Source organism: Photobacterium sp. DNB22_13_2 (genome assembly GCF_052873915.1).
In genome coordinates this window covers 45,499-71,471 of the sequence record NZ_JBNNXU010000018.1, presented here as the reverse complement: position 1 = coordinate 71,471, position 25,973 = coordinate 45,499, and the positions used below count along the sequence as shown (strand labels likewise).

The following is a 25,973-nucleotide window of genomic DNA, read 5'->3' as shown; positions in this document are numbered from 1 at the left end:
GTATCTCCGTGAAGGTAATATTATTGGGCTCGAGTAATTTTGAATTTTGGTTTTGATTCTTCTTGTTTTTTAGGAAGCTCTTCACCCTTGAAGACTAATAAAGAGCCAACAGCGATGATTCCTGAGCCAACGGCTATCGCCACGACATACACCAGCCAGTTTTCAACGGCCAGCCAACCATAAAAACCTGAAATGGGTGCGCGGTTTACCGCCCCTAAACCCACCGCCATCGCTGCGCCGACAGCCGAACCGATAACGTTAACAATGATGATCTTGGGGTTCGCCAAGGCAAATGGGATCGCCCCTTCAGAAACACCAATCAGCCCCATTAAGGTCGATGCCTTACCTGCATCTTGTAAGGAGTGAGGAAAACGCTCTTTCCAAATGAGGGTTGCGACACCAATACCAATCGGTGGAATAATGATTGCCACTTGCGCGGCAGTATTAGGGTCATAGATACCAGAAGCTAGCATCGCCATGGCCGTTGTCACAGCTGCTTTGTTAATTGGACCACCGAGGTCAAAGCCAACCATGCCACCGACTACCGCTGCCAAGACAATTTTATTGCCATCAGACATACTCAACAACCAACTTTCCAAGCCACGGTTCATTGCTGCAAGTGGATCTCCGATGATGTACATCATGACTAAACAAGCTAATAAAGTACCACCCACTGGAATAATGAAAATGGGGCCTGCCGAAGCGACAGATTTAGGCAGTTTTACTTTAGTGACCAGCAATTTGACGATATAACCTGCAATAAAGCCTGCAGCTAGGGCACCAAGGAAACCGGTGCCCATTTCCTTTGCCAGTAAGCCGGCGACCATACCAGGGGCTATACCCGGTTTATCTGCTATCGAGAAAGCAATATAACCGGCAACAACGGGAAGCATCAGGCTCAGTGCCAAGCCACCAAAACCATCAAATGCATGAAACAAGCGAACGATTGCATTTGCTGCTTCGGCATGACTGCCATCCCAAATATTATCGATGCCATAAAAAGAGGCACCGATACGCGCTATTCCCATAATCACTGCCCCAGCAATGATCAATGGCAACATGTAGGAAACCCCAGTCATAATGGCTGTTTTAATTTCAGTTCCTACCGACTTTTCCTTTTTATTCATTGAAAATTTAGCCATTATTTATTTCCTCGCATAATGCTTCAAATACTGCATTTCCATGTTTAATGGGATCAGAAACAGCACACTCTAAAACGGGTAAAGTAGTGAATCTTTCTTTTTTTGTAATGGCGACTTCAGCTGCAATAATACAACCGTCAGCACGCGCTATATCTTCAGCGGTAATTTCATTTTCAATACCTAAACTACCCTGCGTTTCAACTTTTACCTCATGTCCTAATTCTTTGCCAACCATAGCTAGTGACTCTGCTGCCATATAGGTATGTGCTACGCCAGTTGGGCAAGCTGCTACACAAACAAAATACATAATTAACCTCTTTAATTTTCACCTGGATTAAATAGAAAAAGCACAGTAAAGACATGAAGTCTTCCTGTGCTTTTATTCGGTTTGTTTCTTGTTTTTTATCTAAAAGTTGTAGGTTGATTGTCTGATTAGAAGCGATTTGATATGGCAAGTAGATAGTTGAGGCACTCAGCTGAGCTTCCAAAGCATATGCAGATGACGGATCACCCATACTACGCTGACAAGACAGCATCTGTGCAATTGACGAGTTATCACAACCACGTGATAAAGCTTCAAAATCAACAACTTGAATACCAACACGAGATTGATGTTCAGCGATAGCAAGCAACTCACGAACAGGCTGTTTACCTGCTTTACGGAATGATAGCTGTTTAGTCACACTATCCCACACCCCGCTCCACTGTTTAGCCAACGTATCAAGTTCATCAGTTTGATCATATTCAGTATGATTCAACTTTTCGATTTCTGGTGTTAGAGCAAGGCTAATATTTTCAAGCATAGCAAGCATAGAAAAGAAACAACCTTTTCCTTTCACTGACGCTATACAAAAAAACAACACCACACGAAACATTGATATCACCCAAACAAGTGTAAAGTTAACAAATAAATCCTAACAGTAATGTTATTAATCAGTCTAAGACAATGATCACATTACAAGGAGTATGTATAAATAAACTTAAGTTGCATACAAAACATATTAATCACATAATTGAATTATCATCCCACTTTTAATTCACACTAAATTCAATCTTATAAAATCGCTGTTCTTTCATCCGCTTTGGATTTCAATTTAAGAAGTAAAACAATACTAGAAAGAACCAGTGTAATGCCATTGCCTAGCATAAGCGGAAGATCATGAGATAGCAGCCCGTAAATAAGCCAACACAAAATTCCAAACACGAACAAAACATACATGGTTAATGAAATACCCTCTGTATCTTTCGTCTTGATGGTATGCAGCACCTGAGGGAGAAAGGACAGGGTTGTACACGCTGCAGCGACGCTACCCAACATGGTTGGGTGTTCAATCATCACAGGCAGACCGACAGCCAAAATTGTCATCACGACTAATACATTCAACGATATTACTTTCATCTTTTTCTAATCCAATTGTGATTCAATCGAATCACTTGTTCCTATAACTTATGCCACTTGCTCGTAAAGTACGCCTTTTAGAAGGGATACCGTATTTACTGCCGTATTGTGGGTCACTGCTAATCGAACATCTTTTCGCTCTGCATGATCTAATCCAGTTTCACTCTGCATTAGTGCTTCTCGAAAGTCGCGATGCATCAGCTTTCGGGCCAGCTTAGAGAAAATGCTCATGTGAGTGCCTTCTTTGTCATGACTAGAGATGGTTAACATGATCACCGTCGAAACCGTCTCACCGTCGGCTTCATTCCAGACAATAGGCTTAGCGAGGTGCGCAATTGAGATGCTATTATGACTCACCGCGTCTGATTTACAGTGCGGAACAGCCACACCGAAACCCAAAGAGGTTGCAAAAATTGCTTCTCTTTCCCAGATTGCCTGCTCAACAGAGCCTGCACTATCAGTTCTACCCTGCACTTCTAAATTATCCGTTAGCTGCTTAATCACACTGGCTTTATCGAGCGCATCACACTCAATGACCAGTTGCTCATCTAAAATTTCAGGGGAAACCTGCTGCTGCCAAAACTGATCAATTTGTGCTTTGACTTGCTCGACGGTTGCGAGAGCACATACTTTTTCAAGCAGACCACAACATGACGTAAATTCAAGCGCCGCCAAGTCGGCACGGCGTTGAACAATGTTCGGTGATGATAGGCTGATTTCGTCGAATCCCATTGCCAACAGTAGCGGTAGTGCCCTTATATCACTTGCCATTTCGCCGCAAATCCCCAGCTCAACACCTGATTTATTCGCCACTTTCGCGATATCGTGAAGAAAGGCAATAAAGCCAGGATGGAAGCTGTCATATAGTGAAGAGACTTTTCGGTTACCGCGATCACAAGCCATGAAATATTGGGTAAGGTCATTACTTCCCACTGAGATGAAATCAATCATACCGGCAACTTTTTCGATCATATAACAAGCCGATGGGACTTCGACCATGATCCCTAATCGCCATTGTCCGGTGGCAACACCTTCAGTATGGAGCTGATCTTCACATTGTTTGCAAAGCTGGCTAATCCACTGTACTTCCTCCACACAAGCAATCATAGGGATCATAATATTGACCACACCGTGACTCGATGCCCTTAGCAAAGCACGGAGCTGACTTTCAACCATCGACTGATATTGTGGATACATCCGCACCGCTCGATAGCCAAGAAATGGGTTCTCTTCTTCAGGCAGCTCCAAGTACGGCAACGGTTTATCACCACCGATATCAAGGGTTCGAATAATCACAGGTTTACCCGCAGCCGCTGCGATCACCTCCCGGTAAACGTCATACTGCTCATCTTCACTGGGTGCTCTATCTTGGTCCATAAATAGCATTTCAGTACGGAACAGTCCGATCCCTTCGGCCCCGCGATCAAATGCGCTACCCGCTTCAAGTCCAACTGCGATATTGGCGTACAAGGCCAAGGGATGACCATCTTTACTTTGCCCTTTACTCGTCACAAAAGGGGTTAGCAGTGCGTCTTTCGCAGCCTGCTTACGCTGTTCTAACAGATAGAACTGCGTAACCTCGTCATTAGGATCGCGGATCAAACAGCCATAGCGCGCATCGAGTATCAGAATATTTGCGTTGTGGGAAAAAGCTTCGGCCCCCTCAACGGCGGTAAGCACCGGAATACCAAATGAACGAGCCAAAATAACGGTGTGAGATGTCTGCCCGGCTTCAGCAAGTACTACCCCTTTTAGCCAGTACTTATCCAGCGCCAAGAATTCGCTCGGTGTTAGGTTGTCAGCGATCAAGATACTGTCTTCAGATAAAGCCACAGGCTGCTGTAATGCCTTTCCAACCACCAAACTTGCTAACCTTGTACACAAGTCATCAATATCGAGGGCACGCTCACGCATATAGTTACTTTGGCTCTTAAGCATCGGGGCTTTCAGCTCATCAGATGCCTGCGCGATGGCAAGAATAGGGTTTGCTTGCTGGCTATATTTGGCCAGTGTTTCGCTAAATAAGCTATCTCCTGCCATTTGTGAGTGAGCTTTAAGAATCGTCAACTCTTCATGGCTATCAGTTGCTTCAGCCTGGGATACCGCCTCTTCAAGTTGCTGGCAAAGTATAAACAATGCTTTGGTCAAGGCTGCATCTGTACTGCCAGTACATGCAAATTCTGCATTCTCTGCAACCTGATGTAAGTCCACCTGACTACAGGCCACAGGTCGGCCTTTACCAATACCAGTAGATACGATAGTGCCACGCACATGCGTTGGTTCTGCTTTGATCAGCGAAACCGGTAATGGCTGATTTACATCAACAGCCACGCTCTCTAACGGCCCATCACAATGAGCAAAATCGTCATCAATGAATAATTTCAGCGCATCACACGCTACTTGTTCATCTTCACCGTTAAAAATAAACTGGCACTCATCCCCCAATACAGCATCTGCACCCACCAGTGACAGCACACTTTTGGCGTCTGCTTTTGTCCCTTTGCTTTTATTCAATAAGATGATCTGGCAACCGAAAGGTTTAGCTCGGTTCTCTATTTCTGCCGCTGGTCTGGCATGGATGCCATTTTCCAGTGGGTTGGTAAATTCAAATGATTTAGTCATGATTGCCCCTTCGGGATTATCCGATATTTGCTATTCGATCTTTTTTATTCGATACAAGTTTTGGGTGTAGAAGACCACTCACCCGAGCTTTGTGACTTGGGTGAGAGGTAAACTAATTATGTGGATTATTTCCTCAAGCGCAGGCCAAGCATCCCATGTGCCGGAACAACAGACTCTGCGGTTATGTCACCGACATTGCGCTCCATGCCATCAACTTGATGAACTTTCCAGCCGGCTGGGAGTTCACCGAGAGCCACGGCTTCCGTGCCTGCATTCATTAACCTGACAATCACACTTTGAGTGTCGTCTTCACAGATCTTGACTGCGCTTACTGTGACTGATGGTTGATTCAGCGCTAATAAACTGTACGCTTCTGGAGCCGTGAACATTGGCGGCGCAATCATAAACCGCTGCACTACACCGTTATGCAGAGTTAATGGTTTGCTCAACCACTCCTTGACGCGTTGACATAACCTAGCGTCGTAGGCACTACCACTGAATGGATAAAGCGCCAAGCGGAACGACAGTGATTGTTGAAGCTGGGAATCTGGACTTGCGTCCGGTAGCCCAGATAAGCGTCCAGGGCGGTATTTCAAATCCGGTTTACCAACAAAACCCATAGCTCGGAACAAGGTAATGGCAATCGAGTCATCGTATTGTTGATATTCACGAATACCATCCGTCATCACAGCGAGCCCGCCCTGTAAAGTTTCGCCCGCGACAACACTCTGCATCGGGTAAATAGGCATCGGACAAGAGGTCCATTGCTGTTGTTGCCACAGCGACAACGCTGACTCGTCATTACCTCGCTGAATTAGCCCGATTGGTTGATCCGCAATACTTTGGGCACGTGCAAAATCACCATTCACATGTAGCTGAAGCCTGTGATCGTTAACGTGGTTATCAATTTCAATAGCAATATCGAGTTGCTCACTGTCCTTCGCCAGCCCCAGCACGACATCTAAGCTCTGTTTTACTGAACAACGCTGCTCGGCGCGTTCGGATAAATCCGCTGGTAACATCGCGTGGTAAGTGATGCGAACTTCAGATCTCAGTGGCCCATGGCAAACTCTAATTTTCTCAGCTTCGGTGGTAAAACCAACGTAATAGTCAGCATGCGGCTCAGAAAAATCATAATTATCCCCATCATCACCACCATCGACCAAGGTTAAGAGATCATGCCAATGCTGGCCGCTAACCAAACAGCTTAGGCTTACAGTGCCATGCATATCGACACTGACTGACAGAGCTTCGTTGGCAATAGTGACCGACTCTTCATTCTCAGCTTGAGTTTCTGCTTTCGCCTTTTCAGGACCCGCATCCTCTGCGTCAGCTAAGCGCTCGATTTTTAGGTTACGGTAACCACAAGCAGGCAAGCCTTCTAGAGAGACTAAGACGGTATGGCGGTACCAAGATCGGAAACGCTCATCACCAAGGGTGGTTGGATCTTGAACAATGGCGTTGATATCCACCAACTCACAATCGACAGACTGCGTTGCTACCATTTGCTCACCGTCATAAACAGTAAACTGGCGTGTCGGCAATACCAGTTCCAGCTCAAGTTGAACATTACGGCTATAAGGCAGTGGGTTGAAAACCAATACATACTCACCGTCTTTGCCTTTGGTTGACGAATCAGCCAATTGCTTGAGTGTGATTTCCTTCAGTCGTTCGGTATTTTCACGGACAGCCTGAATGCGGGCCTTCACCTGACTATTCACCGAGTCAGTATTGCACCCCCCGATTGAGTCATGAGCATGGCTCTGCATTAGCTGTTTCCAATTTTTCTCCATCAAACCATACGGGTACTTCAGGCCAAACTGATTGGCGACCGTCAACAACGGCTCAAGCTGATTGATCAGCAGGTTTTCTACATCACTATTTAGCTTTTTAATATCGTAGCGGGTGGAATAAATGCCTCGGTGAATACGGCTGTATTTGCCATACAACATTTCACTTTCAACCACAGGTAACGACCCCGTTGCCGTGCTGGCAAAATAGTCATCAAAACTGCACAGTTGGTATTGATAAGGCCGTGTTTCATTCGCCTGATTAATCGCCTCCACCGTTTCTGTTTGCCACGGCTTCTGATCGTGCCCACCCATAAACAAGAAATTCTCGCGCTCCCCAGGCCAGAAACGCTCAGTCATTTTCTGGTCAATACCATCGAGGTGCGTGTCCATGGCTTTCATCCCTTGGAAAGCGCTATAACCAAACTCCAGTACAGCCGTGGTCACGTTACTTCCATCCGGTGCACGCCAAAGAAACTCGGTATTCGCGCAAATCCCTTCCCATATCCCTCGCCAGAACACACACTTGTCGATGTTGAAGTGTTGTAGGAGCTGAGGTAGCTGCTCGCTTTGCCCAAATGAATCAGGTACATAACCCACCTTCATTATCCCGCCAAAGCGTTCTGCATCACGGCAGCCCCATAACAAGTTTCTGATTTGTGACTCACCATGAACAACGCATTGATCTGTCTGGGTATACCAAGGGCCGACCAACAACTTACCCGACTCAACTAGTGCTTTGACCCTATTCGTATCTTCAGGCACAACACTCAAGTAATCTTCGAGCATCACCGACTGACCATCGAGCACAAAACAAGGTAACCCGTCATCATTCTCTAGTTGTTCTAACATTTGCTGCATCGTAAACACCAGCAGCACTTGAGATTCCTCCGTACTGAAATACCATTCACGATCCCAGTGAGTGTGAGGAACTATGTATGCTTTCTTATTCGTTGACATCACAATGACCTTAAGCTGATTTTGCTGTCTGCGGTTGAACTTCAGCTGCTGCTGATTGCTTATTGAATTGTCGCTTCATCAATAGCGTGGTCGAGACCGCCACAAAGGCGACACCAGTCGCGATAGAAATGAGGTATAAGAAGAAGTTGGACGACAGAATAAGAGCAAGAATACCTGCAGCTGGCGCCTGAACAATCGAATCAAACATGATCACCATAGATGCGGAAATCGCACTGCCAATAGTATTAATAATGATCAAAGCAGGATTGGCTAAGATAAATGGTATGGCCCCCTCACTGATACCAACACAGGACATCATCAGGGCAGCACGGCCATTCTCTTGTAACTCTTTGCTGTAATACTGCTTAGCAATAATCGTGGATAAACCAATACCAAACGGTGCTATCATGATAGCGATATGTGACGCTGTCACTGGCTCAAAAATACCTTGGGCAAACAAGCCTAGGCTGACGGTAATTGCCGCTTTGTTAATTGGCCCTCCCAAATCAAACCCGACCATGGCACCTAACACGGCAGCCATCAGTACCTTATTACCACCGGACATACCTACCAACCAGTTTTCCAAACCAGTATTAAGGGAGATAAGCGGATAGCCAACAATATATTTCATCACAAAGAGGACAATAGCAGTACCAATCAACGGAATGATAACCATAGGTAACAGACTGCGGAACTCTTTTGGCAGTTTGATATTCGCCAGCATCCAGCGAACCAAGTAACCCACCATCAAACCGCCGAGCAATGCCCCTAAGAAGCCCATTTGCATGTCACGCGCCAGCATACCAGCAATTAAACCCGGAGCTATGGCTGGCTTTCCGGCTAAGCCAAAACCAACAAAAGCGGCAATAACAGGGAATAATAATGTCAGGCCATATAAACCAAATGTTTTCAAATCATTAATTAACTGTGCAGCTAAAGAGTTACTCTCATTTAAATCAACACCAGTTATAGTTTCAAATAAAGAGCCGAAAGCCAGCATCATACCACCAGCGACAATAACTGGTATCATATATGACACACCGGTCATTAATGCTTCACGTAATTTATCTAACTCTGTTTTTTCTTTTTTTAGTAGTAGGGCCATGGTAATTATCCTTAATTATTATTAATTAAATGCATCATGGTTTCATAGACGGCATCAGGCCGTTTAATTGGGTCAGCAACCGCACATTCCAAAATAGTCAGAGGCTCGAATCTATCCATACCTTCCACAGCAACTTCTGCGGCGATGATAGCGCCGTTAGCACGTGCGATATCGTCCATGGTAATCTCATTATCTATACCTGTACTGCCTTGGGTTTCTACTTTCACTTCCCAACCACGCTCTTTCCCCAGCACTTCAAGGGCTTCTGCTGCCATATAGGTATGGGCAATTCCAGTTGGGCACGCTGCTACACAAACGATATACATATTGACCTCGCTAGCAACTTGATAAGTTGCTGTTGTTAAAAACAAAAAAAGCAGCAATCATCTTCCGATGATTGCTGCTCAATTGATGAATGCTAACGTTAGACACGTTGTTTTTGCTAGCATTTACACGACCAAGTGATGCAGATCCATATGTACTAAACATCGCTGCATTCGCAGGTGCATAGCGATAGAAACACACCAAAGAACTGGCCGAAACTTGCTTAGCAAAATATAGGTATGTTAGTGACAGTAAAGAAAACAAGGTGCGAACCTGTGCCGCACAGCATTGATGATTGTGCTTCCAACGAGCGTAAGAAACAACGCACCAATACCTAACTTGCTTACCAAGCATGTCACCAACACGAATATAAAGCTGGTTATAATCCGACGCTATCTCATCCAGTTCCTTGTCAGAGCTGGAGACAAGACTTTCGCTGGCATTGATACAGACACACGAATAAATAGCATTAGCCAGAGTGCGTAAGACACCCTGGATAAATACTATTAGCGTGGCTGAATCAAATTTCATCGAAGTATCCCCTGTAAAGATACGCAAATCTTATACAGTTAAACTAAATTAAGATGTGATGTGATTCACAAATGAATATAAACTAATTTTTCATATTGTCATAAATGACGCTCCTCACAATTATCAATACATAAAAAAGCATCATTTATTATTTATAAAATAATTTAATCTATGAATTTATTACCTTGTCTCTCTTCACCTAGTGGTTGACCCACAACCAAATACCTCATAAAAAAGCCGCAATATATCTATGCGGCTTTTTATTTTAAACAGGGGACTACACACTACAAAACATCAATGAGCAACTTCATCCCTGATACAAACAGGAACAGATAACATAACCGGTATACCACATCCTGGCTGACCCGATGGAGTAGCCACACCCCCATATAAACCCCAACAGGAGCTAGAGGCATGAGGACTAAAGCCGTCATCAAGTTAGTGGCATCGAACTCACCGAGCAAACTATAAGGAATGAGCTTCGCTAAATTGATGATGGCAAACAACACTGCCATTGTTGCAATCAAGGTCACTTTTTCAAGCCGCAGTGGCAGCAAGTAAATACTGGCAGGCCCACCACCGGCATGAATTGCGGTACTGGAAAAACCACTCAAACTGCTCCACCACCATGCACTTACTTTTCCTGACTTCTTATCCTTCTTCCCGCCACCCAACACATACTGCACGCAAAACAGTAGCGACAATATACCTATCAACAATTTGAGACCGGCCTCAGGGGTAATGCTGAGGAATAGCCCAGCCAGCAATACCCCTAGTAAAGAACCTGGCAGCATTTGGCGCAAGATCGAATAGTCAGCGCTGCGGTAATGTTGCTTAACGGCAAACGCATCCATGACACACAGGATAGGGAGCAAGATTGCAGCGGCTTGTGTGGGCGAAACCACTAGGGCCATCAAAGGAACGGCAATGATCCCAAGCGCCCCGCCCAAACCGCCTTTACCTATCCCATAAATTAATACAGCAGGTACGGCAGTAATATAAAACCAAGGGTCGGTAACAATCATCTCAGCCCTTACATACAGTGCTCAGCCAGATAACCTCTGCTCTTTGCCATGTCCATTTTCACATGCTCAAGTTGAGACACCGCACGCTCTTGTTCAACAACAATCCAGCCTTGGTAATTAATATCTTGTAAGACTTGGAAGACTTTTGAGAAGTTGATGCTACCCTCCCCCAAAGGGCGTGTTAACCCCTGACTGAACGCACTCGCCATTCCGCAACGACTGCGCATTGCATTATGTAACTGTTGACCATCAACATCCTTAAAATGCAGGTGCTCTAACCGATTTGCATAACGACGAATAAAGTCTTCCGGCTTCATCCCATCAATAAATAAATGTCCGATATCCAAACACAAGCCAAGACGTTCAGCTGGAATAGCACTCATAATCGTCGCAATCTCATCAGGAAAAGCAACAAAACCACCGGAACTTGGGTGCAATAATGTCCGAACGCCTTTATCAGCGGCAATTTCCGCCACCGCTGAAATAGTCGCAATCATCGCCTGCTGCTGTTCTTTCTTGAGCCTTGGTGCGATCACACCATGACCAACATAGGAATCTCTGGCCGCATTGGCACGATCCATAATGATCAGTTTGTCGACACCAATTGCAACGAGCAAATCAACAACACGATGAGCATTATCGAGGATCTCTTCTTTTGACTCTGGACAACTAAAGTCGCCATGTAAATTCCCTGCGCACACTTTCATCCCCCTAATCCGCAGCGAACTGGCAAGAATAGAAGGATCTTCAGGGAAATACCCGACAGGCCCGAGTTCAATCCCTTCATACCCAGCTTCTCGTGCTTCAACAAGCACTTTACCCCAACTTGGATTATCTCCTTGTAAAGAGTTCTCCACTCCCCAACAGCAAGGCGCACACGCTATTTTCATTGCCATAATTACATCCTCTACATGACAAACTTGTTTAAATTATTTTAAGTAGACTGTCTACGTGGCTCGTTGAACCCTTGTTAAATGAATCCTTTAGTGACGAGGAACTGACGGCTCTTTTTGATATCGGGCAATGTGGTGTCTGAATGACGTGGATCGCGTTCTTGTTCGATCGTTATCCAACCGTGATAACCAATAGACTCAAGCGCTTGGGCTACTTCGTCATAGTCCACCGCCCCTTCTCCTAACGGGCACATCACACCATCCGCGCAAGCTTGCCAAAAGCCTACTTGCTCCTTAATAGCCTGCTGTAAACGATGCTGATTCACATCTTTGAAATGTACATACTCCAGCCTGTCAGCGTATTGCACCAGGCTCTTTGCTGGATCCATGGTGGCGTAGTATAGGTGACCGGTATCAAGACAAAGCCCGACTTCTTCTGCAGGAATATCAGCTAGCATAAGATCAATTTCATCTTGGTACTCGATATAACCACCAGCATGAGGATGAACAACCGCCCTAATTTCATGACGCTTGGCTACTTCGGCAATATCTCGGATAGTGCTCATCATCTGGGCCCAACACTTTGAGTCCAATCTTGGTGCCTGTTCAGGCATACCTGCATAGCGGCTTCTAATGTCATTGACGCAATCAATGACCACCAACTTTTCGCAACCAATTTGCTGCAGTAAGCCGCACAACCGCTTAGTTTTCTTAATAATATCTTCATAACTGCTGGCTTCTGACAACGGTTCGAAAATGGTTCCGGCACAGATTTCCAGCTCTTTGATATATAGCGCTGTGTTTACCGTATCCGCATCAAGCGGTAAAAAACCGTAAGGCCCCAGCTCTGTACCAGTAAAGCCCCCTAGCCTCGCTTCTGACAATACCGTCATCCAATTCGGATTATGTGGATTATCGGAAGATTCAACCCCCCAACAACAAGGTGCGCATGCAATTGAATAACTCATAGTTCCACCCTCAAGTGATCCATTAACTGAACAAAGCAAATTACAGCCAGACTAATCACTCTCGAGTCAAAATGGCGTGACCGAGCACGCATCTTATTTTTGCATTTTCGCAAATCAGATTTGAATCTATGCCTATAACACCCGAACGCCTCTCCCCCATAGACTGTTATTAACGAATCAAACTGAAACAGGAAGTTGTATGGAACCCGTTTACATTGTTGCCGCAAAACGTACCCCTATTGGTAGTTTCAACGGCGCACTTGCCCCCGTGTCAGCACCTCAACTCGGTGCGGCCGCCATTAAAGGTGCTCTCGAGCAATGTCACCTTAATCCAAGCCTGATTGATGAAGTGATTGCAGGAAATGTATTAAGTGCTGGTATTGGTATGGGCCCTGGTCGACAAGCGGCTATTCTCGCCGGCATCCCTGAGACTGTCCCAGCCTACACGCTGAACATGATCTGCGGTTCTGGTATGAAAACCGTGATGGATGGTGTTAGTCATATTCGTGCAGGTGAAGCCGAGATTGTTGTTGCTTGCGGTATGGAGAGCATGTCTCAGGCCCCTTTTATTTCTGCAAACCCATTACGTGATGGCGTTAAGATGGGTCAACTGACTCTCGACGACTCCATTATCAAAGATGGCCTGACTGATGTTTTCAATCAATACCATATGGGGCTCACCGCAGAAAATATCGCAGAACTGCACCAACTGAGCCGTGAAGAACAGGACCAATTTGCACTTTCTAGCCAAACAAAGGCAACCGCAGCGCTTCAAGAGCATGGCTTTAGTGATGAAATTGAGCCGATCAATGTTTCCCATCGCCGTAAGCAATACACGGTTAGCCTAGATGAATACCCGAAAGCTGACGCCAGCTTTGAGAAACTACAATCGCTTCGCCCTGCTTTCAAAAAAGAAGGCACGGTCACCGCTGGTAACGCATCGGGTCTGAATGACGGTGGTTCGGCTATCATTCTTGCTTCGAAAGCAGCTGTTCAACGCTATAACCTGACACCACTTGCTGAAATTGTCGCTTGTGGACAAGCAGGATTGTCTCCAAAAGTGATGGGACTTGGCCCTGTACCCGCTATCGCCAATGCCCTTGATAAGGCCAAACTGACGTTGGCTGATATCGAATGCTTCGAGCTCAACGAGGCGTTTGCAGCACAAGCTCTCGGCGTAATGAAAGAGCTATGTGAAAAGCATAGCGTCGACAAATCTTGGCTCGAATCACGCACTAATCTCAATGGTGGTGCCATCGCCCTCGGTCACCCACTCGGCGCATCAGGTAACCGAATTTTAACGTCGTTGATTTACCAACTAGAACGTTCACAGCAGACCTACGGCTTAGCCTCTCTTTGTATCGGTGGTGGTATGGGAACAGCTGTAATCATCCGTCGATGCCAAGTGAATAAATAGGAGCATATTATGAAAAAATCTATCTCAGCAAACGAGATCGCCACTCTTCTTCGCGATGATATGACCATCATGATAGGCGGGTTTATGGCTAACGGCGCACCGGAAGGACTGATTGATATCATCCTTGAGTCTGACATCAAAAACATCACCCTGATCACCACCGATACCGGTACACCAGAATCAGGATCTGGACGCCTGATCAAAGCAAAACGTATCAGTAAACTCTATGCCTCGCACATCGGTACCAACCCTGAAACGGGCGCACAAATGAATAGCGGCGAATTGGATGTAGAGTTGGTCCCACAAGGCACACTCGCTGAACGGATCCGCGCAGCAGGCGCAGGCTTAGGTGGCGTATTGACCCCTACCGGACTTGGCACTTTAGTGGCCGAATCAAAAAAAGTGATTCAAGTAGATGGCAAAGACTTTCTGCTGGAAACACCATTACACGCTGATCTTGCTTTGATCCGTGGATCTGTTGTCGATAGCAAAGGCAATACTGTTTACAAAGGCACGACGCAGAACTTCAACCCGTTAATGGCGACGGCTGCTGACACCGTAATCATCGAAGCTGAAAACTTGGTCAACATCGGTGAAATTGCTCCAGAAGCGGTACACACACCGAGTTTGTTTATTGACCACATTTATCAAGGAGCATAATCATGGCCATTCAACGAGAAAAACATCAAATTCGCCGAATGATTGCTTGGCGTGTTGCTCAAGAACTTCACGATGGCGATGTAGTCAACCTTGGCATTGGGCTACCAAGTCTTGTGGCTAATGAGACCTCTTCTGATATCGAAATTTTACTTCAGGCTGAAAATGGATTAATTGGTATTGGTGAAATGCCTGATGAAACCAATATTGACCCAGATTTGGTCAATGCCGGTGGACAACCAATAACTGCAACGGCAGGCGCATGTACGTTCCACAGTGCTGACTCTTTCACCATCATTCGTGGCGGTCATGTGGATGCTACCGTTCTGGGCGCATTGCAGGTTGACCAGTTAGGTAACCTTGCTAACTGGATCATCCCTGGAAAAATGGTGCCAGGAATGGGCGGTGCAATGGATCTTGTAGTGGGTGCCAAGAAAGTAATTGTCGCTATGGAGCACACAGTCAAAGGCAAACCTAAACTGCTCAAGCATTGTTCACTGCCTCTAACGGCGGCCAATCAAGTTGATTTGATTGTGACAGAGCTGGGCGTAATTAAGATCACCGAACAAGGAATGATGCTAACTGAGCTTGCTCCTGGCACAACGATTGATGAAATTCAGGCTGCCACAGAAGCCGAGTTAATTATTTCACCTGACTTGAAAGCCATGCCGATCCCTAACGATTTATAACGCGAACGATCACTATTGCACTTAATGAAAAAGTAAAACACCGAGCCAGTTGCTCGGTGTTTTTTGGAATACACGAAAACGGTCTTATACCAACCTACATAAATATTTGATCAACTACTTATCCAGATTGGTATTACAACGACTAGTTACCGTCAGTGTTCTGCTGATTGAACAAAAAGAAAAAGCCAACGCGACGAGCGTTGGCTTTCTTGATAGATCTACTGTTGAAGTTAAGCTTTTTGAGCCTCTTCAGGTTGCCCTTGCAGCACGTTAGACACTTCAATTGGCAACTTCTGCATAACATAGTTACCTGGCGCTGGACCCGTAGCTGGATATGTATTACTACCTGCACTTCGAGCTTCAATGGCTTCAGCTTCTTCGAAGCCTCCCATCCACGTGTTCCAGTGAGTCCACCATGAACCATCTTGGCGTTTAGCCCCTTCTAGCCAAGTCTCAGGATCAGCCGAGGATTTAGCATTAGTCCAGAAGCCATATTTGTTCTTTGCCGGATGGTTAACAATACCTGCTATATGACCAGACTCACCTAATACGAATGTAGACTTTCCACCTAACTTGTTCGCACCGCGATATGTACCTTGCCACAACGCAATATGATCTTCTTGGGTTGAGATAAAGTAGGTTGGGACTTTGATCTTAGCAAGATCAATATACACTCCACCCACCTTGTACCCTTTTGGATCGATAAGACGGTTTTCAAGGTAGAACTGACGCAACAATGTACTGTGGCATGCTACTGCAACGTTCGTACTATCACCGTTCCAGTACAGCAAATCAAAGTCGATTGGGCTGTTACCTTTCAGGTAATTGTTAACGTAGTAGTTCCAGTACAGACTGTTTTCACGTAGCAAGCTGAATGTCACACTTAATGAGCGACCATCCATGTAACCTTTAGCTTCATTCTGAGCTTCGATTGCTGAAATGATCGGGTCATTAACGTACGCACCAATCTCACCAGGCTGGGAGAAGTCTAACAACGTGGTGAAGAAGGTTGCAGATTTAATGCGGTTACGCATTCGCTTGGCTGAGTAGTAAGCCAATGTGGTTGCTAGCAATGTACCGCCGATACAGTAACCGGCTGCATTGATTTGCTTTTCACCTGTAATCTCTTCAACAACGTCAACGGCTTTAACGACACCATCAACCACGTAGTCGTCAAAATCAACGTCAAACATGCTGGCATCAGGATTACGCCATGACATCATGAACACCGTGTGTCCCTGCTCAACCAGCCATCGTACCATTGAATTCTTCTCACGGAGATCCAAGATATAGTACTTATTGATAAATGGCGGCACGATCAGCAACGGAGTTGCATTCACTTTCTCAGTTAGTGGCTTATATTGGATCAGCTCAAACAGGTGATTCTTGTATACAACATCACCTGCTGTATTGGCCACATTTTCACCAAGTTGGAAAGCCGCATCATTGGTCATGCGAATTTTTAGAACATCTGCACTAGACTGCATATCTTGCTGCAAAAGTTCCATTCCCTTCACCAAGTTCTCACCATTAGTTTCAACGGTCAGCTTAGCCAGTTCTGGGTTTGTCGTTACAAAGTTCGTTGGAGACATAGCGTTGATGGCCTGACGAGAGAAAAAGCTTAAACGCTCTTTCGCTTTATCGTCTAGCCCTTCCATCGAGTCTATTGTCTCTTTCATCGTATTGCTGAACAGCAAATACGATTGCTTTATATAATTGTAAAACGCTTCATTTTCCCAAGCAGGGTCAGTAAAACGTTTATCATCTTTTTCAGGCTTAACAAGATCGTCTTCGTCACCCGTTTTCATGGTAACGTTTTGCCAGATCTTCATCTGGTTCTCCCACCAATCCATTTGCACTTTAGCAATAACGGCTGGTTGCGCTGATGCTTGTTCGATCAGCTTAGTCGTATCTTCTAAGCTAATTTCATTGAGCGCTTTATTTAAGGGAGTATTCATGGCTGCCTTGCCGGAATCCAGCTCCTTCCACCACATCTGGTTCATATCTTGGAGCTTGGCAAAGTAGTCCGTAAAGAAGTTATGATTCATTGCAATGACCTCTATATCAGGACTAAAAATGCCGCCCACGAGTGGGGCGGCAGAATTGGTCTTGCAACTTAAGCAGGTGTTGCTTGCTTTACATTTTCTGCTACTAGCTCTTCAACTTCAGTTTTGAAGCTTTGAGCAACAGCATTGAATTTGTTGCTATCGTCAATTAGCTGCTGAGAAAGCTTAGTTAGCGTTTCTAGCTGTTGGCTATTGAATTCAGCGAAAGACTGAACATCTTTAACTTCACTTACAGCTTTAAGCTGGTTAAGACCTAGATCGCTGTAAGCGCGAACAGCAGCAAGCTGAAGTTCAGTTAGCTCTTCAACGTTCTTAGTGAACATTTTGTTGAACTTAACGTATGGTGCTAGTGATTTTTCAGTCTGCTCAGAAAAAGATTTAAACATTTCCGTATACATAGCTTATTTCCTTCATTTAAAGATTAATTAAGTACCTGTGCCATGGTGAATACAGGTATTGTTTAGCTTTACAATTGAATTAGACGCTCTTCAGAACAATCGCGGTACCCATACCACCACCAACACACAAGGTAGCTAGGCCATGCTCCGTTCCACGACGACGCATTTCATGAAGAAGGCTGACAATAATACGGTTACCTGAAGCACCCAGTGGGTGACCCAATGCAATCGCACCACCATTTACATTAGAACGCTCGGCTAAGTCTTCTACTTGAGACCCTAGCTCATCGGCTAATTCGTGAAGCACACCTAGAGCCTGGCCAGCAAATGCTTCGTTGAATTCAAATAGACCCACTTCGCCAATATTAAGCTGTGCTTTATCAAGCGCTTTAACCACTGCAGGAACTGGACCTAGACCCATAATTTCTGGAGCGATACCCGCCTGAGCATAGCTTTCAATTTCAGCAAGCGGCGTTAGACCGTATTTCTCTACTGCTGCTTCTGACGCAACAATAATGGCGCTGGCACCGTCATTAATACCAGACGCGTTACCCGCCGTTACAGAGCCGCCCTCTTTCTTGAATGCGGCACGTAGTTTTGCCAAACCTTCAATGCTTGCATCGGCTTTCGGGTATTCGTCAGTATCGACAACGCTGGTTTTTCTGCGAACAGTCACTTCTACCGGTGCAATTTCACCAGCGAACTTACCTTGCTCAATAGCGGCAACCGCTTTTTGCTGGCTTGCTAATGCAAAGTTATCTTGCTGCTCGCGGGTCAGACCCACTTTAGCAACAACATTTTCAGCTGTGACGCCCATATGATACTGATTAAACACATCAGTAAGACCATCAGAAATCAGCAGGTCGTCAAGGCTTAGAGATCCCATTTTCTGGCCGTCACGGATAGTAGCTGGCGCACAGAATGGAATCTGTGACATGTTTTCTGCACCTGCAGCAACAACCAACTCTGCATCACCGGCTTTGATATGAGCAGCAGCATCCATTACCGCTTTCATTCCCGAGCCACACACCATGTTTAGACTATAAGCTGGTACTTCCTGAGGGACACCGGCATAGATGGCAGCCTGACGGCCTGGCCCCATTCCTTGTCCAGCACCAATAACATTACCTAGAATAACTTCATCAAGATTCGCTGGGTCTACGTTTGCTTCTTCCAACGCCGCTTTAATTGCTACAGCAGCAAGTTGAGATGCAGGAACAGTTTTCAGCGCACCGCTAAAACTACCGATAGGCGTACGTTTAGCCGCAACGATATATACTTTTGACATGATTTTTTTGCGTCCTTTCAAACTTTAGAAACTAACCCGTTAGTGCATGTACAAGCCGCCGTTCACAGATAAGGTTTCACCTGTGATATACGCCGCAGCATCGCTTGCCAAGAAAGTTACCGCAGCCGCAACTTCAGCTGGTGCAGCAAGACGCTTCATTGGGATCTCAGCTTTAATGCTATCTAGGACTTCTGGCTTAATTGCTTCCACCATCGGTGTGCCTGTATAACCTGGAGCGATTGCATTAACCGTTACGCCTGAACGCGCACCTTCTGCTGCCAGTGCTTTTGTAAAGCCAATCATTCCAGCTTTAGCTGCAGAATAGTTCGCCTGACCAAACTGACCTTTCAGGCCATTGACTGAAGAGATATTGATAACTCGACAATTACCGTGTTCACACATTGAAGCAAATAATGGCTGAGTAACGTTAAACAAACTGTTCAGGTTTGTTGTAATAACATCACCCCACTGCTCTTTCGACATACGCTTGAACGTTGTATCACGTGTAATACCAGCATTATTGACAAGAACATCAATGTTGCCTTCTTCTTGCAGCAATGTTGCTAACGCTTCTGCACAATAATCAGCATCTGTAACATCCAGCGGGAACAAACGAACCTGCTCATCTGAATAATTATTCTCTTTAAACCATTCTTTCGCTTTTGCTTCACCATTCGGGAAATACGTGGCAATCACACGAAAACCCGCATCAACCAATCCTTTAGTGATCGATGAACCAATACCACCTTTTGCACCAGTTACTAATGCTTTTTTACTCATTACAGAAGACTCCATTCCATCTTTAAGATGACATACCATCCCTAATTTCAAATACTTATACGCATTCTATCAATAAGGACCACTAACCAACGCAGACTGTTTATCAGTCTTATTTTTTATCTTGTTGCATCCTAGCGTGTGAAAAAGACACTTAGGTGACTTTTACATTGCACGAATATTATAAGAACACATGCACATAGCAATATCAACATGGAGCATCAATGGTCGTACCAATATTCCTGCATAGAATCACGCTAATAACTGAAACCAAAGGCAACCTTTAAATGTGTCGATAATGTTATTTTTTGTAAGAACAATAAGCGCCATGTTTTATATGTTGAAAAACAATGATATAGAATTAGCTAAAAGCCAAAATTTGACTACGATTTGGTCAAACTTGCGTTAACAGTATGCATCAACTATCACCAATTACAGCACATCTGACCTGTTGAGATAGCGAGTCAAAAGGGCAAAAATTCATCAACTGAATGATGCAGATGAACTTACGCTGCTAAATCGAGTCTTAATTTTCATATTTAACTGTTTCATTTAAGGAAAATAAAACCCCATGTTGACAACGACTTTCCAACGCCTTCAATCACACCTGAACACTCAGGTCATAGGTCAACCGAATCTTGTTAAACAGTTAATGATCGCACTTCTTGCCGATGGCCATATCTTGGTAGAAGGTCCTCCTGGATTGGCAAAAACTCGTGCAGTAAAAGTGCTTTCCGACAGTATCGAGGGGAATTTCCACCGCATTCAATTTACCCCTGACCTATTACCCGCTGATTTAACGGGTACCGATATTTTCCGTCCCGAAACCGGCGACTTTACCTTTCAGCCAGGCCCAATTTTCAATGCCTTATTATTAGCCGACGAAATCAACCGTGCGCCAGCCAAAGTACAAGCAGCAATGCTTGAAGCGATGGCGGAAAAGCAGATCACCGCAGGTCGTAAAACCTATCACCTTCCTGAGCTATTTCTGGTTATGGCAACCCAAAACCCTATTGAACAAGAAGGCACCTATCCCCTACCGGAAGCACAACTTGACCGCTTCCTGCTACAACTTAATGTTGAATACCCAAATGAAACCAGCGAGTTGGAAATCCTAAGACTTAACAGAGGCGAGGCTTTGGGAATTATCGCTGAGGAAACAGTACAGGTTACCCAAGAAGAGATTTTTGCGGCTCGTAAAGAAGTACTCAATATTCACATGGCAGAAGAAGTCGAGCAGTACATCATTCGTTTGATTATGGCCACTCGCCATCCTCATCGCTATAGCGAACAGCTTGCCAATTGGCTGCAAATGGGCGTCAGCCCACGTGCGACTCTGGCGCTTGATCGCTGTGCCCGTTCTCATGCATGGCTACACGGCAGGGACTTTGTCACACCTGAAGATGTACAGCTTATGGCTTATCCTGTACTCCGACATCGCTTACTACTTAGCTATGAAGCGCAAGCTGAAGCCATATCACCCGATACCATCGTCGAACAGTTAATTTCACAGGTTGCCTGCGCATGAATTCCAAGGAATTAACCCCAACACTTCCTGCCCATAGTGATGGTGTTAACCTGTGTCTTGCTGAACTTCTGCAATACAAAAACCAGTCAGTACGATGGCTACCACCCGCCCAAAGTGTTTGGTCACAACTTAATGGCCAGCACCAGAGCCGTCATAAAGGCCGCGGCATGAATTTTGCTGAAGTTCGCCCTTATCAGGCAGGTGATGATATACGTGCTATTGACTGGCGCGTGACTGCACGCACCGGTAAAACCCACACCAAGCTATTTACCGAAGAACGCGAACAACCCGTTATGCTGTTGATTGATGTCAGCCCCAGTATGAAATTTGGTACGCAATTACTGCTAAAATCGGTACAAGCGGCCCATTTTTCTAGCTTACTTAGCTGGTTAGCTGTCAGTGAGCAAGACAGAATTGGGGCAATAGTGTTCAACGGTAACCGCATGTATGAGTGTAAGCCGACAGCTCGCCAGCAAGGGCCGTTGACGGTGATCAACGCCATGATTGATGCGCATGGTGAACATGAGAACTTTAATGAACAGCGCCTGAGCTTTTCTGACGCACTAAAGCATCTCCACCACCTATGCCCGAAAGGAAGTGAAATTGTCGTTCTGAGTGATTTCTATCACCTGCAAGAAAATGATAAAAGACGGTTAAGCCAACTTAGACAGCATAATCGTTTACAATTTGTTCAGCTCTTTGATCCACTTGAATTTGGCAATACCCCATTCAATGGTATCGAGTTCGTTACGGATGACCAGCAAGCAACTTGGCTAGACTTTTCGGCCAAAAGTACCCGTGACAGCCTCAGCCAGCAGTATCAAGAGCATCAACATTTCATACAAAATATGTGTAAAAGCTTAGCCATTCCGTTGCATCACCTCTCTGCCGCTCAGACACTGATGGATCAACTCGGTCATTCCGGGTTTAAAGGAAATAAAGGAGGTCAACGTGGCTGAAACAACAATGCCTGCGTTACCACTTGCTGATATCCACTTACCAGAATTACCTGGTCTATGGCCTCTGGCATGGGGATGGTGGGTCGCTATATTGCTGACTGTTATCGCTTTAACTTACCTGATATTGGCCATTCTAAAACGTCGTCGTCAAAACTTAGCCAGACGAGAGGCCTTACACCGGTTGGCTACATTGAAATCACCCACCGATTTCAATCAACTTAACCTGTTATTGCGTCAGGTCGCAATGTCATACCATTCCAGAGCTAAGGTCGCAGGCTTAACGGGACAATCATGGCTTTCGTTTCTCGATTTGCACTTAAAAGAAAGGGACCGGGGCTTCACCAGATTGTCTGATGTTTGGCAGCAAGGACTGTTTTCCCCTGCCCCGCTAGAAAAAGAACAGTTTGCTATGTGTTATCAACAAGCAAAAAAATGGATTCGTAAAGCCAACTTCCAAAGTATGCCAGACGTTTCCAAGGAGTCTGGCAATGTTTGAATTTACTTGGCTTTGGGCTTTTGTGTTGCTCCCACTGCCTATTGCTGTTTATTTATTGAGCAAGCCTCAGACGCAACCTTCAGCGATTCGGCTGCCCAAGCTACCTGCAGGTCTTGGGCAAAAAGCAACGGTAAGCCGTTGGTTAATCGTATTTATGGCTACTGCCTGGATTAGCTTGATAACTGCGCTATCGCGACCTGTTTGGTATGGGGATCCAATTGAGATCAACCCAGATCACCGCGATATGATGCTTGCTGTCGATTTGTCAGGATCTATGTCGATCAAAGATATGATCACTGAGGATGATGAGGCCATTGACCGGCTAACCGCCGTCAAAGATGTACTTCATCAATTCATTGGTAAACGCAGTGGTGATCGCCTTGGGCTAGTCTTGTTTGCTAACCATGCCTACTTACAAACTCCACTCACGTTTGACCGTGATACTGTCCAACAGCAGCTTGATAGAACGGTATTAGGACTTATTGGTCAAAGCACGGCAATCGGTGAGGGTTTAGGGATTGCAACCAAAACCTTCATTGATAGTGAAGCACCTCAGCGAGTCATCATCTTACTCAGTGATGGTGCCAATACCGCTGGGGTGATTGAACCTTTGGAAGCAGCAGAGCTCGCGGCAAGAAGTGATGTCACTATCTACACCGTTGGCGTGGGTGCCGAAGAAATGGAGCAACGTACCTTCTTTTCAACCCGGACCGTTAACCCTTCCCAGGATCTCGATGAACGAATGTTAACTCGCATTGCAGAAATGACCGGAGGGCAATATTTCCGAGCTCGAAACCCGCAGGAGTTAGAACAAATTTACCAGATGATTGATCAGCTAGAGCCTATTAATACAGCGCAACAAACGTGGCGACCTCGTCAGGAATTATTCCGTTTTCCTTTGGCTCTCTCGCTACTACTTTCAGTCATCATCGTTATTATGAGAAAGCGTAATGGTTAATTTTACTTTCCTATATCCCTATTGGTTGATCGCATTGATCCCGCTGGGACTACTACTACCGTGGTTAGCCAAAAAGAGTCGTAAACAGGGACTTATCGCCCCCCATTTGGCCGAAAAGCTCGGTTTATCAAATAAATCGCAAACCCGAATAGCCTTACCGGCTATCGGCACGTTGTGGGTTCTGACTGTTCTGTCACTTGCAGGGCCAAGTTGGCAAAAATCTCCACTTCCCGCATTTAGCTTATCCGGCGCACGCGTTTTGGTCATGGATATGTCACGATCGATGTATGCCGACGACATCGTACCAAACCGCCTCAGCCAAGCACGGTTCAAAGCCCTTGACCTGTTACCTGGCTGGAAAGAAGGTAGCACAGGTTTGGTTGCGTATGCCGCGGATGGCTACATCGTCAGTCCACTGACAAAAGACAGTTCGACACTGGCAAGTTTGATCCCCCACCTATCGCCTGAAATTATGCCAATTCAAGGTAGCAATGCGGCAGCGGGTATCCAGGAAGCAATTAATTTGTTGAAGCAAGCGGGCCATCAGCAAGGTGACATTATTTTGATCACCGACGGCTTGAGCAGTAAAGAAAGCAGTGAAACTCGAAAACTTCTCGATGGTAATCAGTATCGACTTTCAGTCTTAGCCGTTGGAACGACCCAAGGCGCCCCGATCAGGCTACCTGACGGCACACTACTGACTAACAGCAACGGGAAAACCGTGATTGATAAAGTTGAAATAGCCCCTCTGCGTGAGTTAACACGCAGGACGGGAGGCCTATTTCAGATTTCTCAACCAACGGACCATGATATTGACAACCTCATCAAAGCAACTGAAAAACCGATCAGCAATAACAACACGGATGCGAGTAAAGAGCTAGAAGAACGCATCAACGGTGGCTTTTGGTTATTAATCCCCATTGTGCTTCTGTCATTACTCGGATTTCGTCGTGGAATTATCATTGCCGCTGTTTTAATTATTACACCCGTTGATCATGCCTTTGCGTCAAGTTGGTCTGCCCCTTTTACCAATAGCGATAACTTAGGGTATGAGCTTTTCGAGCAAGAAAACTATACAGAAGCAGCTGAGCAATTTTCTTCTCCTGCATGGAGAGGCGCCGCTCAATATCGTGCAGGTGATTATGAGAATGCAATAGACACACTTTCGCCGCTTTCAGATCAACAATCGCAATACAACCTTGCTAATGCTTACGCACAAACTGGTCAGTTAGATAAGGCAGAATCACTTTATCAATCAATCTTGGAACAGAATCCAGATCATCAGGATGCCCAAAAGAACTTATCATTGGTTCAAGCTCTAAAGCAGCAACAAGAGAAGCAGCAACAGGATAGTAACTCGCAACAAGATGGCCAACAATCTCAGCCAGATAAAAACCAGTCTCAGCAACAGCAAAATCAGCAGGGACAATCGCCAAACAGCCAACAAAATAATCAAGACAAAAACCAGAGTACTGACCTACAGGATCAGAAAAACCCGGATTCTCAACCCGAGCAAGGGCAACACTCAAGCCAGTCCAATAGTTCCCAGCAGGATCGACAAGATCAGGAACAGGAACAGGAACAGGAACAGGAACAGGAACAGGAACAGGAACAGGAACAGGAACAGGAACAGGAACATAGTCAATCGCAGCAAGGGCAAGAGCAATCACAGCAGAATCAGAATAATGAGCTCAACCAGAAACAGGGGCAACCCTCAAGTTCACAGGATCAATCCGAAGAACAGCCGGTGCAAGCTGAGCGTCATTCCAAAGGCGATCAAAAAGAGAATGATGACAACCCTAGCTCGATCTCGACTGCGTCATCAAATGAGGGAACGCCAGAAAGCGTCACCGCCAGCGATCCCGTATTGAAAAAATTAGAACAGGTGCCTAACGATACTAGCGCACTGATTCGTGCTCAGCTCATCTTGCAAGCTAGAGAAAAACAAGCACCTGACGCAACAGAAAACTCATGGTAAATA

The 25,973-nt window shown here is 45.5% G+C and carries 24 protein-coding genes; 8 read left to right on the top strand and 16 right to left on the bottom strand.

The genetic code is table 11. The features are described from left to right. Nucleotides 1-20 precede the first annotated feature (20 nt). The 12 genes from ACVA58_RS21310 to ACVA58_RS21255 all read right to left on the bottom strand — a co-directional run bounded on the left by ACVA58_RS21310 (nt 21) and on the right by ACVA58_RS21255 (nt 12,759). Nucleotides 21-1,142 carry a PTS fructose transporter subunit IIC gene (locus tag ACVA58_RS21310; protein WP_446512376.1) on the bottom strand — a complete coding sequence of 374 codons (1,122 nt, stop codon included), beginning with the start codon at nt 1,140-1,142 and terminating at the stop codon, nt 21-23. Continuing rightward, nucleotides 1,135-1,398 carry a PTS fructose transporter subunit IIB gene (locus tag ACVA58_RS21305; protein WP_446512375.1) on the bottom strand — a complete coding sequence of 88 codons (264 nt, stop codon included), beginning with the start codon at nt 1,396-1,398 and terminating at the stop codon, nt 1,135-1,137. Before ACVA58_RS21305 ends, ACVA58_RS21310 begins: the two co-directional genes overlap by 8 nt. Continuing rightward, nucleotides 1,352-2,017: a hypothetical protein gene (locus tag ACVA58_RS21300; protein ID WP_446512374.1), complete on the bottom strand. Its 666-nt coding sequence runs from the start codon at nt 2,015-2,017 to the stop codon at nt 1,352-1,354. Before ACVA58_RS21300 ends, ACVA58_RS21305 begins: the two co-directional genes overlap by 47 nt. A gap of 179 nt (nt 2,018-2,196) precedes the next feature. Beyond that, complete coding sequence (locus ACVA58_RS21295) at nt 2,197-2,541, bottom strand: SemiSWEET transporter (RefSeq protein ID WP_446512373.1); 345 nt, start codon at nt 2,539-2,541, stop codon at nt 2,197-2,199. Between the two features lie 48 nt (nt 2,542-2,589). After that, complete coding sequence (gene ptsP, locus ACVA58_RS21290; protein ID WP_446512372.1) at nt 2,590-5,163, bottom strand: phosphoenolpyruvate--protein phosphotransferase; 2,574 nt, start codon at nt 5,161-5,163, stop codon at nt 2,590-2,592. A gap of 125 nt (nt 5,164-5,288) precedes the next feature. Then, the gene (locus ACVA58_RS21285; RefSeq protein WP_446512371.1) at nt 5,289-7,913 is read right to left on the bottom strand and encodes a glycoside hydrolase family 38 N-terminal domain-containing protein; all 2,625 of its coding nucleotides are present in this window, start codon (nt 7,911-7,913) and stop codon (nt 5,289-5,291) included. A gap of 10 nt (nt 7,914-7,923) precedes the next feature. Next, nucleotides 7,924-9,018, bottom strand: a complete 1,095-nt coding sequence (locus ACVA58_RS21280; protein WP_446512370.1) for a PTS fructose transporter subunit IIC — start codon at nt 9,016-9,018, stop codon at nt 7,924-7,926. Nucleotides 9,019-9,029: 11 nt separating this feature from the next. Continuing rightward, nucleotides 9,030-9,344, bottom strand: coding sequence for a PTS fructose transporter subunit IIB (locus ACVA58_RS21275; RefSeq protein WP_446512369.1), 315 nt, complete (start codon nt 9,342-9,344; stop codon nt 9,030-9,032). 10 nt (nt 9,345-9,354) lie between these two features. Next, the gene (locus tag ACVA58_RS21270) at nt 9,355-9,873 is read right to left on the bottom strand and encodes a hypothetical protein (RefSeq protein WP_446512368.1); all 519 of its coding nucleotides are present in this window, start codon (nt 9,871-9,873) and stop codon (nt 9,355-9,357) included. 284 nt (nt 9,874-10,157) lie between these two features. Continuing rightward, the gene (locus tag ACVA58_RS21265) at nt 10,158-10,898 is read right to left on the bottom strand and encodes a sulfite exporter TauE/SafE family protein (RefSeq protein WP_446512367.1); all 741 of its coding nucleotides are present in this window, start codon (nt 10,896-10,898) and stop codon (nt 10,158-10,160) included. Nucleotides 10,899-10,906: 8 nt separating this feature from the next. After that, on the bottom strand, nt 10,907-11,794 hold the full coding sequence (locus ACVA58_RS21260; RefSeq protein WP_446512366.1) for a sugar phosphate isomerase/epimerase family protein: 888 nt from the start codon (nt 11,792-11,794) through the stop codon (nt 10,907-10,909). A 74-nt stretch (nt 11,795-11,868) separates the two neighbouring features. After that, on the bottom strand, nt 11,869-12,759 hold the full coding sequence (locus tag ACVA58_RS21255; protein WP_446512365.1) for a TIM barrel protein: 891 nt from the start codon (nt 12,757-12,759) through the stop codon (nt 11,869-11,871). 199 nt (nt 12,760-12,958) lie between these two features. On the opposite strand from ACVA58_RS21255, the gene ACVA58_RS21250 reads away from it, so the two are divergent. Genes ACVA58_RS21250 through ACVA58_RS21240 form a run of 3 tightly spaced genes read left to right on the top strand, consistent with a single transcriptional unit; the run spans nt 12,959 to nt 15,522 of the window. After that, a complete protein-coding gene (locus ACVA58_RS21250; protein ID WP_446512364.1) occupies nt 12,959-14,176 on the top strand; it encodes an acetyl-CoA C-acetyltransferase in 1,218 nt (405 codons plus the stop codon). A gap of 9 nt (nt 14,177-14,185) precedes the next feature. After that, nucleotides 14,186-14,836: a CoA transferase subunit A gene (locus tag ACVA58_RS21245; protein ID WP_446512363.1), complete on the top strand. Its 651-nt coding sequence runs from the start codon at nt 14,186-14,188 to the stop codon at nt 14,834-14,836. A gap of 2 nt (nt 14,837-14,838) precedes the next feature. After that, the gene (locus tag ACVA58_RS21240; protein ID WP_446512362.1) at nt 14,839-15,522 is read left to right on the top strand and encodes a 3-oxoacid CoA-transferase subunit B; all 684 of its coding nucleotides are present in this window, start codon (nt 14,839-14,841) and stop codon (nt 15,520-15,522) included. A 230-nt stretch (nt 15,523-15,752) separates the two neighbouring features. On the opposite strand, the gene phaC is transcribed toward ACVA58_RS21240, so the two are convergent. From phaC to ACVA58_RS21220, 4 genes are all read right to left on the bottom strand, one after another. Beyond that, nucleotides 15,753-17,570 carry a class I poly(R)-hydroxyalkanoic acid synthase gene (gene phaC / locus ACVA58_RS21235; RefSeq protein ID WP_446512361.1) on the bottom strand — a complete coding sequence of 606 codons (1,818 nt, stop codon included), beginning with the start codon at nt 17,568-17,570 and terminating at the stop codon, nt 15,753-15,755. Between the two features lie 68 nt (nt 17,571-17,638). Next, on the bottom strand, nt 17,639-17,986 hold the full coding sequence (locus ACVA58_RS21230; protein ID WP_255043286.1) for a phasin family protein: 348 nt from the start codon (nt 17,984-17,986) through the stop codon (nt 17,639-17,641). Nucleotides 17,987-18,065: 79 nt separating this feature from the next. Then, a complete protein-coding gene (locus ACVA58_RS21225; RefSeq protein ID WP_446512360.1) occupies nt 18,066-19,274 on the bottom strand; it encodes an acetyl-CoA C-acetyltransferase in 1,209 nt (402 codons plus the stop codon). A gap of 39 nt (nt 19,275-19,313) precedes the next feature. Then, nucleotides 19,314-20,054 carry an SDR family oxidoreductase gene (locus tag ACVA58_RS21220; RefSeq protein WP_446512359.1) on the bottom strand — a complete coding sequence of 247 codons (741 nt, stop codon included), beginning with the start codon at nt 20,052-20,054 and terminating at the stop codon, nt 19,314-19,316. Nucleotides 20,055-20,622: 568 nt separating this feature from the next. On the opposite strand from ACVA58_RS21220, the gene ACVA58_RS21215 reads away from it, so the two are divergent. From ACVA58_RS21215 to ACVA58_RS21195, 5 genes are read left to right on the top strand one after another with little or no spacing between them, the layout of a single operon-like run. Then, nucleotides 20,623-21,579 carry an AAA family ATPase gene (locus ACVA58_RS21215; protein WP_446512358.1) on the top strand — a complete coding sequence of 319 codons (957 nt, stop codon included), beginning with the start codon at nt 20,623-20,625 and terminating at the stop codon, nt 21,577-21,579. Then, nucleotides 21,576-22,538, top strand: a complete 963-nt coding sequence (locus ACVA58_RS21210) for a DUF58 domain-containing protein (RefSeq protein ID WP_446512357.1) — start codon at nt 21,576-21,578, stop codon at nt 22,536-22,538. Before ACVA58_RS21215 ends, ACVA58_RS21210 begins: the two co-directional genes overlap by 4 nt. Next, on the top strand, nt 22,531-23,034 hold the full coding sequence (locus ACVA58_RS21205) for a DUF4381 domain-containing protein (protein ID WP_446512356.1): 504 nt from the start codon (nt 22,531-22,533) through the stop codon (nt 23,032-23,034). The genes ACVA58_RS21210 and ACVA58_RS21205 overlap by 8 nt, the downstream gene beginning before the upstream one ends. Further along, nucleotides 23,027-23,992, top strand: a complete 966-nt coding sequence (locus tag ACVA58_RS21200) for a vWA domain-containing protein (RefSeq protein ID WP_446512355.1) — start codon at nt 23,027-23,029, stop codon at nt 23,990-23,992. Before ACVA58_RS21205 ends, ACVA58_RS21200 begins: the two co-directional genes overlap by 8 nt. After that, a complete protein-coding gene (locus ACVA58_RS21195; protein WP_446512354.1) occupies nt 23,985-25,970 on the top strand; it encodes a vWA domain-containing protein in 1,986 nt (661 codons plus the stop codon). The genes ACVA58_RS21200 and ACVA58_RS21195 overlap by 8 nt, the downstream gene beginning before the upstream one ends. The last annotated feature ends 3 nt before the right edge of the window (nt 25,971-25,973 follow it).

What these genes read in the sequence shown, in the direction of transcription:
- ACVA58_RS21310 (WP_446512376.1), bottom strand. Translation starts at nt 1,142, where the DNA reads ATGGCTAAATTTTCAATGAATAAAAAGGAAAAGTCGGTAGGAACTGAA.
- ACVA58_RS21305 (WP_446512375.1), bottom strand. Translation starts at nt 1,398, where the DNA reads ATGGCAGCAGAGTCACTAGCTATGGTTGGCAAAGAATTAGGACATGAG.
- ACVA58_RS21300 (WP_446512374.1), bottom strand. Translation starts at nt 2,017, where the DNA reads ATGTTTCGTGTGGTGTTGTTTTTTTGTATAGCGTCAGTGAAAGGAAAA.
- ACVA58_RS21295 (WP_446512373.1), bottom strand. Translation starts at nt 2,541, where the DNA reads ATGAAAGTAATATCGTTGAATGTATTAGTCGTGATGACAATTTTGGCT.
- ptsP (WP_446512372.1), bottom strand. Translation starts at nt 5,163, where the DNA reads ATGACTAAATCATTTGAATTTACCAACCCACTGGAAAATGGCATCCAT.
- ACVA58_RS21285 (WP_446512371.1), bottom strand. Translation starts at nt 7,913, where the DNA reads ATGTCAACGAATAAGAAAGCATACATAGTTCCTCACACTCACTGGGAT.
- ACVA58_RS21280 (WP_446512370.1), bottom strand. Translation starts at nt 9,018, where the DNA reads ATGGCCCTACTACTAAAAAAAGAAAAAACAGAGTTAGATAAATTACGT.
- ACVA58_RS21275 (WP_446512369.1), bottom strand. Translation starts at nt 9,344, where the DNA reads ATGTATATCGTTTGTGTAGCAGCGTGCCCAACTGGAATTGCCCATACC.
- ACVA58_RS21270 (WP_446512368.1), bottom strand. Translation starts at nt 9,873, where the DNA reads ATGAAATTTGATTCAGCCACGCTAATAGTATTTATCCAGGGTGTCTTA.
- ACVA58_RS21265 (WP_446512367.1), bottom strand. Translation starts at nt 10,898, where the DNA reads ATGATTGTTACCGACCCTTGGTTTTATATTACTGCCGTACCTGCTGTA.
- ACVA58_RS21260 (WP_446512366.1), bottom strand. Translation starts at nt 11,794, where the DNA reads ATGGCAATGAAAATAGCGTGTGCGCCTTGCTGTTGGGGAGTGGAGAAC.
- ACVA58_RS21255 (WP_446512365.1), bottom strand. Translation starts at nt 12,759, where the DNA reads ATGAGTTATTCAATTGCATGCGCACCTTGTTGTTGGGGGGTTGAATCT.
- ACVA58_RS21250 (WP_446512364.1), top strand. Translation starts at nt 12,959, where the DNA reads ATGGAACCCGTTTACATTGTTGCCGCAAAACGTACCCCTATTGGTAGT.
- ACVA58_RS21245 (WP_446512363.1), top strand. Translation starts at nt 14,186, where the DNA reads ATGAAAAAATCTATCTCAGCAAACGAGATCGCCACTCTTCTTCGCGAT.
- ACVA58_RS21240 (WP_446512362.1), top strand. Translation starts at nt 14,839, where the DNA reads ATGGCCATTCAACGAGAAAAACATCAAATTCGCCGAATGATTGCTTGG.
- phaC (WP_446512361.1), bottom strand. Translation starts at nt 17,570, where the DNA reads ATGAATCATAACTTCTTTACGGACTACTTTGCCAAGCTCCAAGATATG.
- ACVA58_RS21230 (WP_255043286.1), bottom strand. Translation starts at nt 17,986, where the DNA reads ATGTATACGGAAATGTTTAAATCTTTTTCTGAGCAGACTGAAAAATCA.
- ACVA58_RS21225 (WP_446512360.1), bottom strand. Translation starts at nt 19,274, where the DNA reads ATGTCAAAAGTATATATCGTTGCGGCTAAACGTACGCCTATCGGTAGT.
- ACVA58_RS21220 (WP_446512359.1), bottom strand. Translation starts at nt 20,054, where the DNA reads ATGAGTAAAAAAGCATTAGTAACTGGTGCAAAAGGTGGTATTGGTTCA.
- ACVA58_RS21215 (WP_446512358.1), top strand. Translation starts at nt 20,623, where the DNA reads ATGTTGACAACGACTTTCCAACGCCTTCAATCACACCTGAACACTCAG.
- ACVA58_RS21210 (WP_446512357.1), top strand. Translation starts at nt 21,576, where the DNA reads ATGAATTCCAAGGAATTAACCCCAACACTTCCTGCCCATAGTGATGGT.
- ACVA58_RS21200 (WP_446512355.1), top strand. Translation starts at nt 23,027, where the DNA reads ATGTTTGAATTTACTTGGCTTTGGGCTTTTGTGTTGCTCCCACTGCCT.
- ACVA58_RS21195 (WP_446512354.1), top strand. Translation starts at nt 23,985, where the DNA reads ATGGTTAATTTTACTTTCCTATATCCCTATTGGTTGATCGCATTGATC.